16 protein-coding genes are annotated in these 16,036 nt (G+C 43.5%); 14 read left to right on the top strand and 2 right to left on the bottom strand.

Annotated elements, in window-relative coordinates; genetic code table 11:
- Positions 1-227: 227 nt before the first annotated feature.
- From EYS05_RS16420 to EYS05_RS16405, 4 genes are all read left to right on the top strand, one after another.
- The gene (locus EYS05_RS16420) at positions 228-2,084 is read left to right on the top strand and encodes a DNA cytosine methyltransferase (protein WP_138277571.1); all 1,857 of its coding nucleotides are present in this window, start codon (positions 228-230) and stop codon (positions 2,082-2,084) included.
- A 252-nt stretch (positions 2,085-2,336) separates the two neighbouring features.
- Positions 2,337-4,145 (top strand): Na/Pi cotransporter family protein, encoded by a 1,809-nt coding sequence (locus EYS05_RS16415; RefSeq protein ID WP_138277570.1) that lies wholly within the window; start codon positions 2,337-2,339, stop codon positions 4,143-4,145.
- A gap of 377 nt (positions 4,146-4,522) precedes the next feature.
- On the top strand, positions 4,523-5,329 hold the full coding sequence (locus EYS05_RS16410; RefSeq protein WP_138277569.1) for an alpha/beta hydrolase: 807 nt from the start codon (positions 4,523-4,525) through the stop codon (positions 5,327-5,329).
- 130 nt (positions 5,330-5,459) lie between these two features.
- The gene (locus tag EYS05_RS16405; protein WP_138277568.1) at positions 5,460-6,284 is read left to right on the top strand and encodes a TrmH family RNA methyltransferase; all 825 of its coding nucleotides are present in this window, start codon (positions 5,460-5,462) and stop codon (positions 6,282-6,284) included.
- A gap of 23 nt (positions 6,285-6,307) precedes the next feature.
- On the opposite strand, the gene EYS05_RS16400 is transcribed toward EYS05_RS16405, so the two are convergent.
- Complete coding sequence (locus tag EYS05_RS16400) at positions 6,308-7,846, bottom strand: PucR family transcriptional regulator (RefSeq protein WP_138277567.1); 1,539 nt, start codon at positions 7,844-7,846, stop codon at positions 6,308-6,310.
- Between the two features lie 176 nt (positions 7,847-8,022).
- On the opposite strand from EYS05_RS16400, the gene EYS05_RS16395 reads away from it, so the two are divergent.
- The 8 genes from EYS05_RS16395 (at position 8,023) to queA (ending at position 13,070) form a co-directional block, all read left to right on the top strand.
- Positions 8,023-8,283 carry a hypothetical protein gene (locus EYS05_RS16395; protein WP_138277566.1) on the top strand — a complete coding sequence of 87 codons (261 nt, stop codon included), beginning with the start codon at positions 8,023-8,025 and terminating at the stop codon, positions 8,281-8,283.
- Between the two features lie 183 nt (positions 8,284-8,466).
- On the top strand, positions 8,467-8,790 hold the full coding sequence (gene ylxM / locus EYS05_RS16390; RefSeq protein ID WP_015525222.1) for a YlxM family DNA-binding protein: 324 nt from the start codon (positions 8,467-8,469) through the stop codon (positions 8,788-8,790).
- A 3-nt stretch (positions 8,791-8,793) separates the two neighbouring features.
- The gene (ffh, locus tag EYS05_RS16385) at positions 8,794-10,146 is read left to right on the top strand and encodes a signal recognition particle protein (RefSeq protein ID WP_118369243.1); all 1,353 of its coding nucleotides are present in this window, start codon (positions 8,794-8,796) and stop codon (positions 10,144-10,146) included.
- A 45-nt stretch (positions 10,147-10,191) separates the two neighbouring features.
- Positions 10,192-10,437: a 30S ribosomal protein S16 gene (gene rpsP, locus EYS05_RS16380; protein ID WP_015525220.1), complete on the top strand. Its 246-nt coding sequence runs from the start codon at positions 10,192-10,194 to the stop codon at positions 10,435-10,437.
- Positions 10,438-10,492: 55 nt separating this feature from the next.
- On the top strand, positions 10,493-10,723 hold the full coding sequence (locus EYS05_RS16375) for a KH domain-containing protein (RefSeq protein ID WP_015525219.1): 231 nt from the start codon (positions 10,493-10,495) through the stop codon (positions 10,721-10,723).
- 59 nt (positions 10,724-10,782) lie between these two features.
- Positions 10,783-11,289, top strand: coding sequence for a ribosome maturation factor RimM (rimM, locus tag EYS05_RS16370; protein ID WP_138277565.1), 507 nt, complete (start codon positions 10,783-10,785; stop codon positions 11,287-11,289).
- On the top strand, positions 11,290-12,042 hold the full coding sequence (gene trmD, locus EYS05_RS16365) for a tRNA (guanosine(37)-N1)-methyltransferase TrmD (RefSeq protein ID WP_015525216.1): 753 nt from the start codon (positions 11,290-11,292) through the stop codon (positions 12,040-12,042).
- A gap of 2 nt (positions 12,043-12,044) precedes the next feature.
- Positions 12,045-13,070 carry a tRNA preQ1(34) S-adenosylmethionine ribosyltransferase-isomerase QueA gene (queA, locus tag EYS05_RS16360; protein ID WP_129974522.1) on the top strand — a complete coding sequence of 342 codons (1,026 nt, stop codon included), beginning with the start codon at positions 12,045-12,047 and terminating at the stop codon, positions 13,068-13,070.
- A 103-nt stretch (positions 13,071-13,173) separates the two neighbouring features.
- Here the strand turns inward: queA and EYS05_RS16355 are convergent, their stop codons facing one another.
- The gene (locus tag EYS05_RS16355; protein ID WP_442858076.1) at positions 13,174-14,298 is read right to left on the bottom strand and encodes a CapA family protein; all 1,125 of its coding nucleotides are present in this window, start codon (positions 14,296-14,298) and stop codon (positions 13,174-13,176) included.
- Positions 14,299-14,646: 348 nt separating this feature from the next.
- Between EYS05_RS16355 and EYS05_RS16350 the strand changes: the two genes are divergently transcribed.
- Positions 14,647-15,492 carry a deoxyribonuclease IV gene (locus tag EYS05_RS16350; protein WP_110104267.1) on the top strand — a complete coding sequence of 282 codons (846 nt, stop codon included), beginning with the start codon at positions 14,647-14,649 and terminating at the stop codon, positions 15,490-15,492.
- Between the two features lie 3 nt (positions 15,493-15,495).
- On the top strand, positions 15,496-16,029 hold the full coding sequence (locus EYS05_RS16345) for a ribonuclease domain-containing protein (protein ID WP_118624836.1): 534 nt from the start codon (positions 15,496-15,498) through the stop codon (positions 16,027-16,029).
- The last annotated feature ends 7 nt before the right edge of the window (positions 16,030-16,036 follow it).

Raw genomic sequence — 16,036 nt, 5'->3', positions numbered from 1 at the left:
GGGTGACGGGTACATGCTTATGCCGGTAGTGCCAGAGAGGAGATTGCACTGAAACCAGAGCACTCGGACAGCCATGGAGCAGATAAAGGAGAAAGATTATCCGGAGTCTTTACAGAAATGTACAGGAAATATCCTGGCTTGTGGGGATCAATTATAACAAACTAATCAACAGTGATAAGCTTTTGGAGCTGCTGTTACAGTACAAAAAATAAGATAGGAAAAAACATATGAAGAATACAGTAGTGATCTTTAATGCCGGTATCGGTGCACTGACTCTGGGTTTTAAAAATGCCGGTTATGAGATTTTGAAAGCATATGAGCCGGACAGGAAAGTGACAGAGATCTATCAAGAAAATATAAGTCAAAATGTAACTGTATGCAGCCTTTCTTCCATAGATCCTGCCACAGTTCCGGACAGTAATGTCTGGGCTTTTGATCTGACGCAGTCGAAAGAAGAAGAGGTGTTTCGTAGTTGGGCCCTGGTGCAAAGAAGACGGCCGCCGGTCATTCTTTTTGTTATGAAAAAGCAATTATGGAAAGGGTTCATAAAGGAACACATTTTTCAGCTACAAGAATATGGATACCATATCACGCATAAAAATATCCAGAGTTCGGAGGTTACTGCATTTCCGCTGCGGGAAGAATTTGCATATATTGTTTTAAAAAGAGTGAATACTTCGGATATGGTCATGCCGGTGCAGTTCCATAAGAGCAGTAACCTGTTGGATGGCTGGGTGGAAATGAATCCACAGGATTCCTGGTATTACAGGATTGATTTTGCGAAAGAGAAGATCGATGCTTCGCATGCCGGCGACAGCGTTTTGTGTTGGGAAAAAGGCGGTTATCGGGAATCCGGGCAGGTTCGTCTGAATCTGAGAAAAATGCCGCTGATCCGTATCCATGGCGTCTATCATAAGATCACACACAAAGAAATAGCCAGATTAAAGGGATTTCCGGAAGATTTTCCACGTTCTGTGCCAAACAAAAGCCGGATGTACAGAAGCCTGATATATGCGCCGAACATAAAAGTGACAGAACAGATTGTTCGCAATCTCTGCGCAGAACCCTATATAAATTCAGAGGGTGATGTACAAATGAAAAACTGGGAAAATACGGCCCGCTTTAAGCAGCTTTTTGAAGAATTCCTTACATATAAAGGAGGTTCTTTCCAAAGCGATGAGAAATGGGTTTTTGTGACCAGAATGTACAGTGATTCTAAAGAAATCGCTACACTTAACCGGCTGCAGAGTTATAGCCGTCTGGCTGGAAAAGCAGTGTCAGATCAGAAAAAGGATCTGCCATTACAAAATATCTGTGTAGTGGCGAATCTAATCTCTGATGAGACCAAGAGAAAGTACGAAGAGGCGAAGCTTGGATATGTCTGGGACATCCGAAATGTGCTGTGGCTCTTTGAGGACTATCCGGAACTGAAGAATGAACTGATCTCAATCCTGAATTATTCGGTGGAAAACATAGAACCGGAGAGACCGGAGCCTTTTATTTTTGAGAAAATCAGCCAGGTGGAGAATACGGATCCGGAATCTGTTGTTGACAGCTATATAGCGCAGTTAAAAGCGCTGGAGACTGGTAGTGCAGCTTTCAAGAAATATGAGGAACTTTGTGTTTCTATCCTGAAATATATCCTTGGAGAATATCTGACTTTGTGGGAGCAGCAGAAGACAACAGAAGAAAATCTGTATCGCTTTGACATGTGCTGTAAGATCAAAAACGGGGTAACACAGGATTTTTTTGACACGATCTGTAAGTATTTTTCTACGAAGTATATCGTGTTTGAGTTTAAAAACTATGAAAAGCCTATTACCCAGAGGGAAATCTACACTACAGAAAAATATCTGTACGAAAAAGCTCTCCGTAAAGTTGCGATCATTATTTCCAGAAAAGGAGCGGATAAAAATGCGAAAATGGCCGCACGGGGAAGCCTCCGGGAAAGCGGAAAACTGATCATCTGTCTGTCCGATGAAGATTTGGAAGCGATGCTCCAGATAAAAAAAGATGGGGAAAAAACAACGGGCGGGTATTTGGAAGATATTTTGGATGATATGCTGATGCGCCTGGAAAAATAGAAAATTTTGTGAAAAATCACTCAAAAATACTCATTACGAAGGCAGAGTTTTGGAAGATGATCCGCTGCCTTCGATTTTTTTTATTTTCGAAATAAATCTGTTGTTGTAATATGGAAATTGATGTGGCATAATAAATGGGAAAATGTTAAAAATAAGAAAAATCCAGATTAAGGAAATGTAAAGTTGCATTTTCAGGATAACATGGCTCCTGACAGATTATGACAGGAAGCGAGTATGACAAAGGAGAAAATTATGGCAATTTTTTCAATGATCTTATCTTTGTTGTGTGGAGTATCATTATTTTTGTTTGGTATGTCCCTAATGGGCGATGGTCTGAAGCTGGCAGCAGGTAATAAGCTGGAAGCATTTCTTTATAAGATGACCAATACTCCGCTGAAGGGTGTCGCACTTGGTACTGGTGTTACCAGTGTGATCCAGTCGTCTTCTGCGACGACAGTTATGGTGATCGGTTTTGTAAACTCCGGTATGATGAAACTGAAACAGGCGATCGGTATCATCATGGGAGCCAATATCGGAACCAGTATTACTGGCTGGATCTTATGTCTTTCTTATATTGAAGGATCCAATGGAATCGCCAGCGTTCTTTCCACAGCAACGATTTCTGCTGTTGTGGCTGTAGTTGGTATTATTTTCCGTATGTTCTGTAAGCGTACCTTACATAAGAACGTGGGAAATATCATGCTTGGTTTTGCAATCCTGATGACAGGTATGCAGATGATGAGTGGTGCGGTATCTCCATTGCGTGAGAGTCCGATGTTCATCAAGATGCTGACTATGTTTTCCAATCCGATCGCAGGTATTCTTGTAGGTATTGCTTTTACTGCGGTACTGCAGAGTGCATCTGCAACGGTCGGTGTGCTTCAGGCTCTGTCTGTAACCGGTATCCTGACGTTTGCAAGTGCGTTCCCGATCGTTCTTGGTATCGGTGTCGGTGCTGCATGTCCGGTCCTGATTTCTGCGATTGGAGCCAATAAAAATGGTAAAAGAACTGCTCTTGTATATCTGATCAATGACCTCTTTGGTCTGATCCTCTGGTCTGTGATCTTCTATACGGCAAATGCATTTGTACATTTTACATTTATGGATATGACCATGACACCGGTAGCAATCGCTCTTTTGAACACAGTCTTCCGTCTGGCAACCGTTATCGTGCTGTTCCCGTTTATCCCGAAGATTGAGAAACTGGTATGCTGGCTTGTGAAGGATAATAAAGAGGATCTGGAAGATGAGGCAGACTTTGATCTTCTGGAAGAGCGTCTTCTGAATTACCCGGCCCTTGCTATCGCACAGTGTCACCGTGTAATGAACGGAATGTCCAAGAAGCTCCGTAAGAATGTCAACAGAGCCATGAATCTTCTGAATGATTATCAGCAGGATAAGTATGATAAGGTTCAGCGAAAAGAGGATCTGATCGACAAGTATGAAAGTCGTCTAGGAGAGTATCTGATCCAGCTGACAAAGAGAGAGATGAATTCTGCACAGACAAGACAGACTTCACTGTATCTGCATACGATCAATGACTTTGAGCGTATCGGTGATCATGCTTCTTACATTGCTCATATGTCCAATGAAATGCATGATAACCATACGAATTTTTCACAGGAAGCCTGGGATGAGCTGAATGTTGTTATGGAGGCAGTTCGTGAGGATATCAATATAACCTGCAATGCTTTCATGAAAGACGATAAAGAAATGGCACAGAGAGTAGCACCTCTCGGAGCTGTGATCACAGGACTTTGTGATGTACTGAAGATGCGTCATGCAGAGCGACTGAGCCAAGGCAAATGCGGACTGGAAGAGGGAACGGTATTTAGTGATATCCTCAACAGTTTCTGTCGTATCGCAACTCACTGTGCAAGTGCTATGGTGGCACTTATGAAGAGCGGAGAGACAGGATCTGATCTTCATATTCACGATTCCAAGATCTATCCCACAAACAATGCGGACTACTACCAGTATTTCAAGGAATACGGACAGAAATATGATATTGGAAATCAGGAAGGCCATATGCTCAGCATGGAGCCGGAAGAAGTAGAATAAGAAATGAAAAAGAAGGGGCTGATTATTGACAGCCTCTTCTTTTTTATTTCCTACCACGGATATTTTCCTTTTTTGGCATAAGGTAGAAGTTTACCATCGAGATTCCTCCTTGGGTAATATTCTTAAATAAACTATATATAACAAAAAAACGAGATACCTTTAAGAGGTACCTCGTTGTACTGAGATGATTATAGTTCAGAAAACAAAATATGTCAACCCTTTATTTTTTATTACTTTTTGTAAAAAACATATAATTGCTGATAATTACAAATAAGGGTTATCAAAATACAGATTTCATGATATGATAAACCTATCAGATAGCGTGAGACATATAATGGGGATATGTATCTCGCAGAAAGAAAAGGGAGGGTTTTATTATGGGTGAAAGTATGATCACATCGTTTGACGGAATGAAACTGTATCTGAAAAAAGAAACAGCAGCAGACAATAAAGCTGTGATCGTAATTGTCCACGGACTCTGTGAGCACCAGGGCAGGTACGATTATTTTGCGGAAAAACTTCATGAGGCGGGAATCGGAACCTATCGCTTTGATCACAGAGGACATGGACGGTCTGAGGGTGAAGAGACTTTTTATTCAGATTTCAATGAGCTTCTGGACGACACCAACGTAGTTGTGGATATGGCAATTGAAGAAAATCCGGATATCCCGGTATTTCTTCTTGGACACAGCATGGGAGGCTTTACAGTTTCTCTGTACGGAGCCAAATATCCGGACAAAAAGCTCCGGGGGATTATTACCAGTGGTGCGCTGACCGCAGATAACGGCAATCTGATACGTGGTGTGCCGGGAGGAATGGATGTACATACACGCCTTACTAATCAGCTGGGTTCAGGTGTATGCTCTGTACAGGAAGTAGTAGACTGGTATGGAAAAGATCCATACAATAAACAGTCCTTTACAGCTGGTCTATGCTATGCGATCTGTGACGGACTTGACTGGTTCAAAGAGAAAAAAGCAGAGTTCCATTATCCGGTCCTTATGACACACGGCGAGAAAGATGGTCTGGTAAGTGTACAGGATACCTATGATTTCTTTAAAGAAGCAGGATCAAAAGACAAGCAGATGAAGATTTACGGCGGACTTTTTCATGAGATCCTGAATGAGTATTGTAAAGATGAAGTGATTGGGGATATGATCCGGTGGATGGAAGTGAGGATCTGAATATAAATAAATTGTTTTACAAGTAGTAGCAAAGCCAGGTGAAAACATATAACACCTGGCTTTCTTTTGCAAAGAGATTCTGTTACAATAGCAGGATGAAAACAAGAAGACAGAACAGGAGAAAATGATCATGTCAAACATCATAGAAATCACAGATTTTAACGCTCCGGAGCTGGATGTATATGCCAGGATCTCGGAAATACAGCTTTTGAACCGGGCAGAACCGGAGAAGGGGATTTTTATTGCGGAGAGTCCGAAGGTTATTGAGAGAGCGTTGGATTCTGGGTGCCAGCCGATTTCTTTTCTGGTGGAACATAAACATGTTGAGGGCGAGGCAAAAGAACTGATCCGTCGTTGTGGAGACATTCCGGTTTATACGGCAGAATTTGATGTGCTGACGCAGCTGACCGGATTCAAGCTGACAAGAGGAATGCTCTGTGCCATGCGTCGGCCGGCGATGCCTGATATAGTCGATGTATGCAAAAATGCCCGCAGGATCGCAGTTCTGGAAAATGTGGTAAATCCTACTAATATAGGCGCGATCTTTCGTTCTGCGGCGGCTCTTGGGATGGATGCGGTGCTGCTGACACCGGGGTGCAGCAATCCATTGTACCGCCGTGCGATCCGTGTCAGCATGGGAACCGTATTCCAGATACCATGGACTTTTTTTGATGAAAAAACAGAGTGGAAAACGGAAGGAATCCGGTCTCTGAAAGCGATGGGATTTAAGACGGCAGCCATGGCTCTTAGGGAGGATTCCTTTGATATTGATGATCCTCATTTGATGGCAGAAGAAAAACTGGCAGTAGTTCTTGGAACAGAGGGGGATGGCCTTGCTTCGGAGACCATTGCGGACTGTGATTATACGGTATGTATTCCAATGGCACACGGTGTGGATTCACTGAATGTGGCGGCAGCCAGTGCAGTTGCATTTTGGCAGCTGGGAAAACGCTAAATATTTAAGAGAGTTTCCGTTTTTTATGATCTTGCATTCCGGTTTTCTTCTTCCATATCCATCAGATGAAAAGAAAGCAGCAGATACAGGATCTCGTTTCTGTCTGTAAGATCTGAATCCAGAAAAGCTTTGATCTTATCCAGACGATAAAGAAGAGTACTTCTGTGGATAAATAAAGCGCTGGCAGTATGAGAAATGTTCTGGTTGTGCTCCAGAAAACAACGCAGTGTTTCATAGAGATGAGATTGCTTTGCCTCATCCTTATATTTCATTGACAGAAGCTTTTCGTGACAGATCATGTAAGCAGGAAGCTTTTTGGTTGCCTGTTCCAGAATATAGGGCAGAGCGATGGAGTCAAAATAGTGGATACTTTCTGCGGGATTTTTGCGTTTTCCAACCTGCAGGGTAACAGAAGCCTGCGTGTATTGCCGGTGGAAATTAAAATGTCCAAGCATCTTCCGGCTGTATCCGGCGCTTAACATGCTGCTTTTGATAAAGCCCTCGATCTTATCGGAAATCTCATGGATAGTCAGAGTGCAGAGATCCAGATTGATAAAAAGCACAGCATTGCCTTTGTGCTCCGTGGCACAGGTGGCGGGAATTGTATTTTCCAGATAGTTACAGATGGCATTAAGGGTCAGATTTTTCTGGTCGATCAGTCCGGTCTGGATCAGGATGCATTGATACATATGGGAAGAAAGCCATCCCGCATTTGTCAGCTGCTGACTGATTTTTACATAATCAGCTCCGGGATCTGTCAGAATGGACATAAAAATCTGATGAAGAGGAAAAGCTTTATCCCGGCTGTGCATGATACCTGTGGAAAGTGCATGGGATACCATCTGGGAAAGGTACTCCAGAACAAAACCAAACGTATCATCCAGGGGAACCTCACCTTCGGAAAACATCAGCCTGTATACTGCTTTATCATTATTGGAGATATTTACGCAAAGAGAAGGAGCAGTAAGGCCATTTCCCGGATAATAAAAATATCCGGTTTTATAAAAAGCCTCTTCGTAATGAGGATCCTGCTTCAGGCTGTCCACAATGGCCCAGGAATTTTCAGTGGAACCCAAAACAGAATTGGAAAGATCACTTAGATTCCAGTCTCTGGAGGCAATGATAGTAAAATCCATACCGATCAGCATTATTGGATTAGGAATAACGGAAGCTGTAAGATTCAGAAGATCCTGGATAGAAGCGTTCTGAAGACGGGAATCCATCAGGGACTGATTCCACTGATCATAGAGGATAAAAATATCCTGAAGCCTGTTAAAGACAATATTGACCGGAATATCTTCAGGGATGATACATATGTTTGGCTGAGTTAATTCGTAGTTCTGATAGATTTTTCCAATCATCAGGAACAGAATATTTTTAGGATGATGAAAAGTGAGCTGAAAATCCGGATCTGTGATAAGGTAAACACGTCCATCCTGAAGAGAAGTGTTCTTTTCAAAGCAGGAAGGGCAGGAAAGGGCGGGGAATGTATCCAGCCTGGATGTATGCAGGGTAAAAGATTTCTGTAAATGATAGCAGATGAGTTTTGCACTGAGTTTCAAGGAAAATCCTCCTTCCTATATTTTGTAGGAAAAAACAGGAATAATAGCCATATTATGTGGAATTGTGATTCTTTTGATTTACAGTATAATGGAATCATAAGGAAAAAACAAGTGCAGAAACAAGTCATTTATATTGGGGTGTGGCAAAACAAGTGCGGAAAAAAGGGCAGGGCTGTATGTCAGTTAATGATCTTCCGAAGCTGATCAAAGAATATGGAAAAGATATCACATTTATGGGTGGTATCGACAACGGTAAGGTAGATCGCTTTGACTGGAATCAGGAAATGATCGAAGAGTCAACAGATCAGCTTTGCAGAGACTGTGGTAAGCTTTATTTTATTCCATGCACCACCCATGGCCTGAATTTCTCGTGTATCCCGGGTGTATATGAGGCAGTGGATCAGGAAATCGATAAAATGACAAAGGAAATGTTTTGATCGAAGCATAAGGCCTATTAATAAGAAGTAAATAGAATAACAAAGGTCGGAAAAGCCTGCAAAACCCAACAGAAAAGTGCTTTTTCGGCCTTTTTTTGTGAAATTCAGAAAAAAATAAATTTGTAAAGCAAAAACCCTTGACAGGTATGATGGAATCGTGTATGATAGCCAAGGTGATTACAGATGGAGAAATTTGTAGAGCAGACATTTTTATTTGATTTTTATGGAGAGCTTCTGACAGAGAGGCAGCGGCAGGTGTACACCAGTGTGGTATTTGAGGACTATTCCTTAAGTGAGGTTGCTGAGGAACTTGGCATCAGCAGACAGGGTGTACATGATATGATCAGACGGTGCAATCGGACGTTGGAAGAATATGAAGAGAAGCTTCATCTGGTCGAGAAATTCCTGAACATCCGCAGTCAGGTCATAAAGATCCATGAACTGGCTGACAAGTACCACGCCGAAGATATTGCGGCGATTTCCAATGTGATATTAGAGGAGTTATGATCAATGGCATTTGAGAGTTTAACAGATAAACTGCAGAATGTATTTAAGAAACTGAAGGGCAAGGGCCGTCTCACGGAGGCTGATGTCAAGGTGGCACTGAAGGAAGTTAAGATGGCGCTTCTGGAGGCGGATGTTAACTTTAAGGTCGTTAAGCAGTTTACAAAATCCGTTCAGGAAAAGGCTATCGGACAGGATGTTATGAATGGTCTGAATCCGGGACAGATGGTGATCAAGATCGTAAATGATGAGCTGGTCAACCTGATGGGAAGTGAGACAACAGAGCTTCCGATCAAACCGGGAATGGATCTTACCGTTCTTATGATGGTTGGTCTTCAGGGTGCAGGTAAGACAACGACGGTTGCCAAGCTGGCAGGCAAACTGAAATCCAAGGGAAAGAGACCACTGCTTGTGGCCTGTGATGTTTACCGTCCGGCAGCGATCACACAGCTGCAGGTAAACGGTGAGAAACAGGGCGTCGAGGTCTTTTCCATGGGAGATAAGCAGAATCCCGTGGATATTGCAAAAGCAGCTATCGAGCATGCGAAATCCAATCAGCAGAATGTTGTGCTCATCGATACGGCAGGACGTCTTCACATTGATGAGGATATGATGCAGGAGCTTGAGAATATCAAAGCGAATGTGAATGTAGATGCTACAGTGCTTGTAGTTGATGCCATGACAGGACAGGATGCGGTAAATGTGGCGCAGAATTTTTCTGATAAAGTTGGCATTGACGGTGTGATCCTGACTAAGATGGACGGTGATACACGAGGCGGCGCTGCGCTTTCCATTAAAGCCGTGACCGGCAAACCAATCTTCTATGTTGGTATGGGAGAGAAGCTTTCAGATCTGGAACAGTTCTATCCGGAGCGTATGGCTTCCAGAATCCTTGGAATGGGCGATGTAATGAGTCTGATCGAAAAGGTGGAAGCATCTGTGGATCAGGAACAGGCTCAGGAGATGCAGAAGAAGCTGAAAAAAATGGACTTCGACTTCAATGATTATCTTACCAGCATGGAGCAGATGAACAAGATGGGTGGTATTTCCAGTATCCTGAATATGCTTCCCGGAATGGGTGGCAAGATGAAGGACATCGAGGGTATGATCGATGAGAAGGCTATGGACCGTACCAAGTCTATCATTCTTTCCATGACACCTCAGGAGAGAAGTAACCCAAACATTCTGAACATTTCACGCAAGAACCGCATCGCCAGAGGTGCCGGAGTGGATATTACAGAAGTAAATCGTCTTGTGAAGCAGTTTGAGCAGAGCAAGAAGATGATGAAACAGATGCCGGGATTAACAGGCGGCAAGATGAACATGGGAAAAAGAGGCGGCTTTAAGCTTCCCTTTTAATAAATAACAATAAATTTTCAGAAAGATAATTGGAGGAAAACAAAAATGGCAGTTAAGATCAGATTAAGAAGAATGGGACAGAAGAAAGCACCTTTCTATAGAATCGTAGTAGCAGATTCCCGCTGCAAACGTGACGGAAGATGTATCGCAGAGATCGGAACATATGATCCGAATCTTGACCCAAGCGTATACAAAATCGATGAAGAGGCAGCTAAAAAATGGCTTGCAGCTGGTGCTCAGCCTACAGAGGTAGTTGCTAAGCTTCTTAAACTTGCCGGAATCGAGAAATAATACCTGACAGATTTGGATCTGTGACCTCAATGAGGCAGGAGCAAGGAGGTATGTAATGAAACAACTTGTAGAAGTAATTGCAAAATCTCTTGTTGAAAATCCGGATGAAGTAGTCGTTACTGAGACTGAAAAAGACGACGCGATCGTTGTTGAACTGAAGGTCGGACCAGCCGATATGGGTAAGGTTATCGGAAGACAGGGCAGAATTGCCAAGGCAATCCGTACTGTTGTGAAAGCGGCTTCTTCAAAAAGCAGCAAAAAAGTGATTGTAGATATTCTGCAATGAAAAAGAGACAGGAGCTGTGGATTCCATGGCTCCTGTTTTTACTCTGAAAAGGAGCAAAAATGGAAGATTTATTAAAGGTAGGAGTTATTACAACGACCCATGGCGTCCGTGGTGAAGTAAAAGTTTTTCCAACAACGGACGACGCAGAGCGTTTTCTTGATATTGAATATGTGCTTCTGGATACAGGAAAAGAGCTTCGCAGACTGAATATTCAGAATGTAAAGTTTTTTAAAAATCTTGCGATCCTGAAGTTTGAAGGCATTGACAACATCAATGATATTGAAATGTACAAGGGCCGTGAGCTTTGGATCCCACGTGAAGAGGCACAGGAGCTTGGCGAGGACGAATATTATGTGGCGGATCTCATCGGAATGGAAGTACTTCTGGAGAATGGGGAGAAATTCGGAGTGCTCCGTGATGTGATGGAGACCGGTGCTAATGATGTTTATATTGTAGATCGTGTGGATGGCGAGGAAATTCTGTTTCCTGCGATACATGACTGTGTTCTTGATGTGGATGTTGAAAAAAATACCATGACTGTACATTTGATGAAAGGGCTTGTTTAAATGAATTATCATGTACTTACATTGTTTCCGGAAATGATCGAGAACGGAATGAACACAAGTATTACAGGCCGTGCCATTACAAAGGGACTGTTATCACTGGAAGCGATTAATATACGGGATTTTGCATTCAATAAGCACCAGAAGGTAGATGATTATCCTTATGGCGGCGGAGCCGGAATGCTGATGCAGGCAGAGCCGGTATATCTGTCTTATGAATCCATTGCAGAACGTATTGGAAGGAAACCCCGCGTGATCTTTCTGACTCCTCAGGGAAAAACCTTCAATCAGGATATGGCAAAAGAGTTTGCCCTTGAAGAAGACCTGGTTTTCCTCTGTGGTCATTATGAGGGAATTGATGAGCGTGTTCTGGAAGAAATCGTAACAGACTATGTTTCCATTGGTGATTATGTACTTACCGGTGGAGAACTTCCAGCTATGGTCATGATGGATTCTATTTCCAGAATGGTACCAGGTGTTCTGAATAATCAGGAATCCGGTGAGACGGAATCCTTTTCCGGGAATCTTCTGGAGTATCCCCAGTACAGCCGCCCGGAGGAATGGCATGGAAAAAAGGTTCCGGAGGTGCTGCTTTCCGGACATCATGCCAATGTGGATAAATGGAGAAGAGAGCAGTCTATCATCCGTACAGCCAAATGGAGGCCGGATCTTTTACCAAAGGCTGATCTGACCAACAAAGAGTGGAACGAGGTCCGCAGGCTTCGCAAACAGTGGAAAGAGGAAGTGGAAAAATAATTATGAAAACATCAGATTTTTATTATGATCTGCCGCAGGAACTGATCGCTCAGGATCCGCTGGAGGACAGAAGCTCTTCCAGACTGATGCATCTGTCCCTGAAAGATGGAAGTATTGAACATCGTCATTTTACCGATATACTGGATTACCTGCATAAGGGAGACTGCCTTGTGATCAATGATACCAAGGTTATCCCGGCACGTCTTTATGGTCACAAGGAAGAAACTGGAGCACTGATCGAGATCCTGCTTCTGAAACGCCGCGAAAATGATATCTGGGAGTGTCTTGTAAAGCCGGGAAAAAAAGCACGTCCCGGTGCAAAGATCACTTTTGGTGACGGTATCCTGAAGGGTGAGATCATTGATATTGTAGATGAGGGAAACCGCTTGATCCAGTTCCATTATGAGGGGATTTTCGAAGAAATCCTGGATCAGTTGGGAGAAATGCCGCTGCCGCCGTATATTACCCACAAGCTGAAGGATAAGAACCGTTATCAGACTGTATATGCAAAGAATGAGGGATCTGCTGCCGCACCTACCGCAGGACTTCACTTCACGCCGGAGCTTCTTGAGAAGGTAAAGGAGAAGGGTGTGAATATTGCACATGTAACTTTACATGTAGGTCTCGGAACCTTCCGCCCGGTAAAGGTAGATGATGTAGAAAAGCACCACATGCACTCGGAGTTTTATATTGTGGAAGAAGATCAGGCAAAATTGATCAATGACACAAAGAAAAACGGTGGAAGGGTGATTTCTGTGGGAACTACCAGCTGCCGTACCCTGGAGTCAGCAACCGGAGAGGACGGAATCGTGAAGGCCGGAAGCGGATGGACAGAGATCTTTATCTATCCTGGTTATAAATTCAAAGCTATCGATGGACTGATCACCAATTTCCATCTGCCGGAGTCCACGCTTCTGATGTTGGTTTCAGCCCTTGCCGGAAAAGAACATATTATGGCTGCTTACGAGGAAGCTGTGAAGGAAAGATATCGTTTCTTCAGTTTTGGAGATGCCATGATGATCGAATAAGATCTAAAATTACTTTTTATATAAATAATATCCCAACGGATCGCAGCATGGAAACATGCATTATCACAGGATCTGTTGGGATATTATTTTTGGGTTATTCTATTTATTCTTCACTGTCAGAGCCTTCCGATGTAGCGGATGAAGAATCCGCGGCCGGAATTGCAGCACTGCGTTCCTCTATCTTGGATTTGATCCTGGATGCCTCATCTCCGGATGCAGGAGTTGGCTGGTAGTTGTTGTAGCCATCTGCGGAAGAAATAGAGCAGGGAATGATATTGGTCACGTTATCAGCCTGTACGCCTTCTGAGGTGATAGTGAAGGTCTGCTGGAAGATCATGGTGTCCATATCACTTGGAGAGCTGTTTCCTCCAAAGCAGAAATTACCAAGACTGTAGACGATGTTTTTTCCTTTATAGGTTTCGATTCCCTGGAGTACATGCGGATGATGGCCGCATACCAGATCTGCACCTTCATCGATAGCAAGGCGGCCAAGTGTCATCTGATTGGTATCAGGAACTGTTTCGGTCTCATTGCCCCAGTGGAAGATCACAACAATGAGTTCTGCTCCATCTGTTTTGACCTTTGCGATGTTATCTTTCAGCTGCTGTTCACGTCCAAGGTGGTCGTTCAGCTCATAAATTCCGACAAGACCAACTTTGACCCCTTTGATATCCATAACTGCAGTATCATCATAACCGAAGTGTGTAATGTTTGCATTGTCCAGAGCAGTCAGAGTATCCGTGTAGCTTTGCTCTCCGTAATCATGGCTGTGATTGTTTGCGGTGTTTACGGCTTCAACGGAACCGCTGGTGAGTATCTGAGCATATTCGGCAGGCGCTTTAAATGCAAAGGTTTTATCTTCTCTGGCATCGGAATCGGTGAGGGTTCCTTCAAAATTGGCAATTGTCAGGTCATCTGCCTCAAAGATGCTTTTTACATTTTTAAAGAAATAATCTTTGCCGTTGTTGTCGTAGTATGCGTTCAGACTTGTGTCATAATCAAAGGTCTCATCGGTACCCAACGTGCAGTCACCGACTACACTGAGCGTCAGTGAAACGGGATCTTTCACAGCAGCAGCTTCTTCTTTTGCCTTTTTTGCGGCCTCCTCTTCCTGTGCCTTCTGCAGTGCGGCGGCTTCTGCAGCTTTACGGGAAGAAATGCATGCACGTGCGGAAAAAATGATCACAAGAATAAGTATGATCAGGATCCCGCCAGCTGCAAGAAACATTTTCTGACGGCGTACCTGGTAATATCTGGATTTTTTGCTGATGTCATTCCTGCGAGTCCCAGTGAAATGTGAACGGGAATTTCGGGATGCAGAACCAGATTGCTTCTGACGTGTTTCTCGTGCTCTGGCGGCTTCCCTGCGTGCCTGCTCCGGATCATGGCCATGAGGCGGCCGCCTTCGATTGTCGTTTGCCATTCTTTTTCTCCTTCATATGTAAAGATATCTTTATTATAGAAAGAATGGTAAGTATTGTAAAGAAAGAATCGCGGACTTTTCAGAAAAAGAAGTTTTTGATATAATAGTTAAGCCAGAAGGCAGAAATATAAACTACAGGGAGATGGTGCTGACATGGTATTATATATCGGAAATCATACAAGTTCGTCCAAAGGCTATGCCGCCATGGGACGTCAGATGCTGAAAAACGGCGGAAATACGTTCGCTTTTTTTACCCGCAATCCCAGAGGAGGCAAGGCAAAAGAGATCGATCCCGTAGATGTGGAAAGATTTCTGAAGCTTTCCGGGGAAAATCATTTTGGAAAGCTGGTGGCACATGCACCGTATACCATGAATGCCTGTGCCGCAAAAGAAAATCTGAGAGATTTTGCAAGAGAGATTATGGCAGATGATCTGAAACGCATGGAATATACGCCGGGAAATTATTATAATTTTCACCCGGGCAGTCATGTAGGACAGGGAACTGAGACGGGAATTGCCAAAATTTCGGAAATCCTCAATGATGTCCTTACAGAAGAACAGAGTACGATCGTCCTTCTGGAAACCATGTCCGGCAAGGGTTCGGAAGTAGGAGCAACATTTCAGGAGCTTCGTGATATCATTGACAGGGTGGAAAAAAATAATAAACTGGGTGTTTGTCTGGATACCTGTCATGTATGGGATGGCGGTTATGACATTGTCCATGATCTGGATGGTGTTCTTGATGAGTTTGACCAGGTGATCGGCCTTTCCAGATTGAAGGCTGTTCATCTTAACGACAGTATAAATGGACTGGGCAGTCATAAGGATCGTCATGCAAAGATCGGCGAAGGTCAGATCGGCCTGGATGCACTTGTGAATGTGGTGTGCCATCCGGCTCTTGAGGGAATCCCCTTTATTCTGGAGACACCAAATGATGATGAAGGATGGAAAAGAGAAATTTCACTTTTACGAGAACGATATTCCATGAAAGGAGATTGATCCATGAAAAAGTTCAGATATTTTATTCTGGTGATTGCCGGGGTGGCGGTTATGCTGGGAGGCTGCAAAAATAAGGAAAAATATGACGAATCCGCTTTTCAGGATGACCTGGAACCTCTGAGTGAGGATGAAGTGGAAGCCATGGACCAGAATGGTGATGGTGAGATGGCAGTAGCTGATGAAAGCGACCTGGAGCAGCTGCAGGATTCTGAAGGTGCTGCAGGATCAGGAGATACAGATGGGGCCGCTTCATCGGATGCAGCAGACTCGCAGAGCAAAAAGAAACTGGATGAAAATGGCACTTATACAGATAAAGATGAAGTGGCCCAGTACATTTATGAGTATGGCCATGTACCCTCCAATCTGACTGCTGCAGACTATGATAATGCAGACAGTATGCTTCCGGTAGAGGAGGGTGTCACCTATCAGCAGTGCAGCCTTGATGATGCAGGGAAACAGAAGCTGATCTTTACTCAGGATGCAAAGCGCATTTATTACACAGACGATGACGGACAGTCTTTTGACGAGATCTATTAAAACCAAA

It is taken from the genome of Blautia sp. SC05B48 (assembly GCF_005848555.1).
GTDB lineage: Bacteria > Bacillota > Clostridia > Lachnospirales > Lachnospiraceae > Blautia_A.
This window is presented reverse-complemented; position numbering and strand designations above follow the sequence as displayed.

What these genes read in the sequence shown, in the direction of transcription:
- EYS05_RS16420 (WP_138277571.1), top strand. Translation starts at nt 228, where the DNA reads ATGAAGAATACAGTAGTGATCTTTAATGCCGGTATCGGTGCACTGACT.
- EYS05_RS16415 (WP_138277570.1), top strand. Translation starts at nt 2,337, where the DNA reads ATGGCAATTTTTTCAATGATCTTATCTTTGTTGTGTGGAGTATCATTA.
- EYS05_RS16410 (WP_138277569.1), top strand. Translation starts at nt 4,523, where the DNA reads ATGGGTGAAAGTATGATCACATCGTTTGACGGAATGAAACTGTATCTG.
- EYS05_RS16405 (WP_138277568.1), top strand. Translation starts at nt 5,460, where the DNA reads ATGTCAAACATCATAGAAATCACAGATTTTAACGCTCCGGAGCTGGAT.
- EYS05_RS16395 (WP_138277566.1), top strand. Translation starts at nt 8,023, where the DNA reads ATGTCAGTTAATGATCTTCCGAAGCTGATCAAAGAATATGGAAAAGAT.
- ylxM (WP_015525222.1), top strand. Translation starts at nt 8,467, where the DNA reads ATGGAGAAATTTGTAGAGCAGACATTTTTATTTGATTTTTATGGAGAG.
- ffh (WP_118369243.1), top strand. Translation starts at nt 8,794, where the DNA reads ATGGCATTTGAGAGTTTAACAGATAAACTGCAGAATGTATTTAAGAAA.
- rpsP (WP_015525220.1), top strand. Translation starts at nt 10,192, where the DNA reads ATGGCAGTTAAGATCAGATTAAGAAGAATGGGACAGAAGAAAGCACCT.
- EYS05_RS16375 (WP_015525219.1), top strand. Translation starts at nt 10,493, where the DNA reads ATGAAACAACTTGTAGAAGTAATTGCAAAATCTCTTGTTGAAAATCCG.
- rimM (WP_138277565.1), top strand. Translation starts at nt 10,783, where the DNA reads ATGGAAGATTTATTAAAGGTAGGAGTTATTACAACGACCCATGGCGTC.
- trmD (WP_015525216.1), top strand. Translation starts at nt 11,290, where the DNA reads ATGAATTATCATGTACTTACATTGTTTCCGGAAATGATCGAGAACGGA.
- queA (WP_129974522.1), top strand. Translation starts at nt 12,045, where the DNA reads ATGAAAACATCAGATTTTTATTATGATCTGCCGCAGGAACTGATCGCT.
- EYS05_RS16355 (WP_442858076.1), bottom strand. Translation starts at nt 14,298, where the DNA reads ATGTTTCTTGCAGCTGGCGGGATCCTGATCATACTTATTCTTGTGATC.
- EYS05_RS16350 (WP_110104267.1), top strand. Translation starts at nt 14,647, where the DNA reads ATGGTATTATATATCGGAAATCATACAAGTTCGTCCAAAGGCTATGCC.
- EYS05_RS16345 (WP_118624836.1), top strand. Translation starts at nt 15,496, where the DNA reads ATGAAAAAGTTCAGATATTTTATTCTGGTGATTGCCGGGGTGGCGGTT.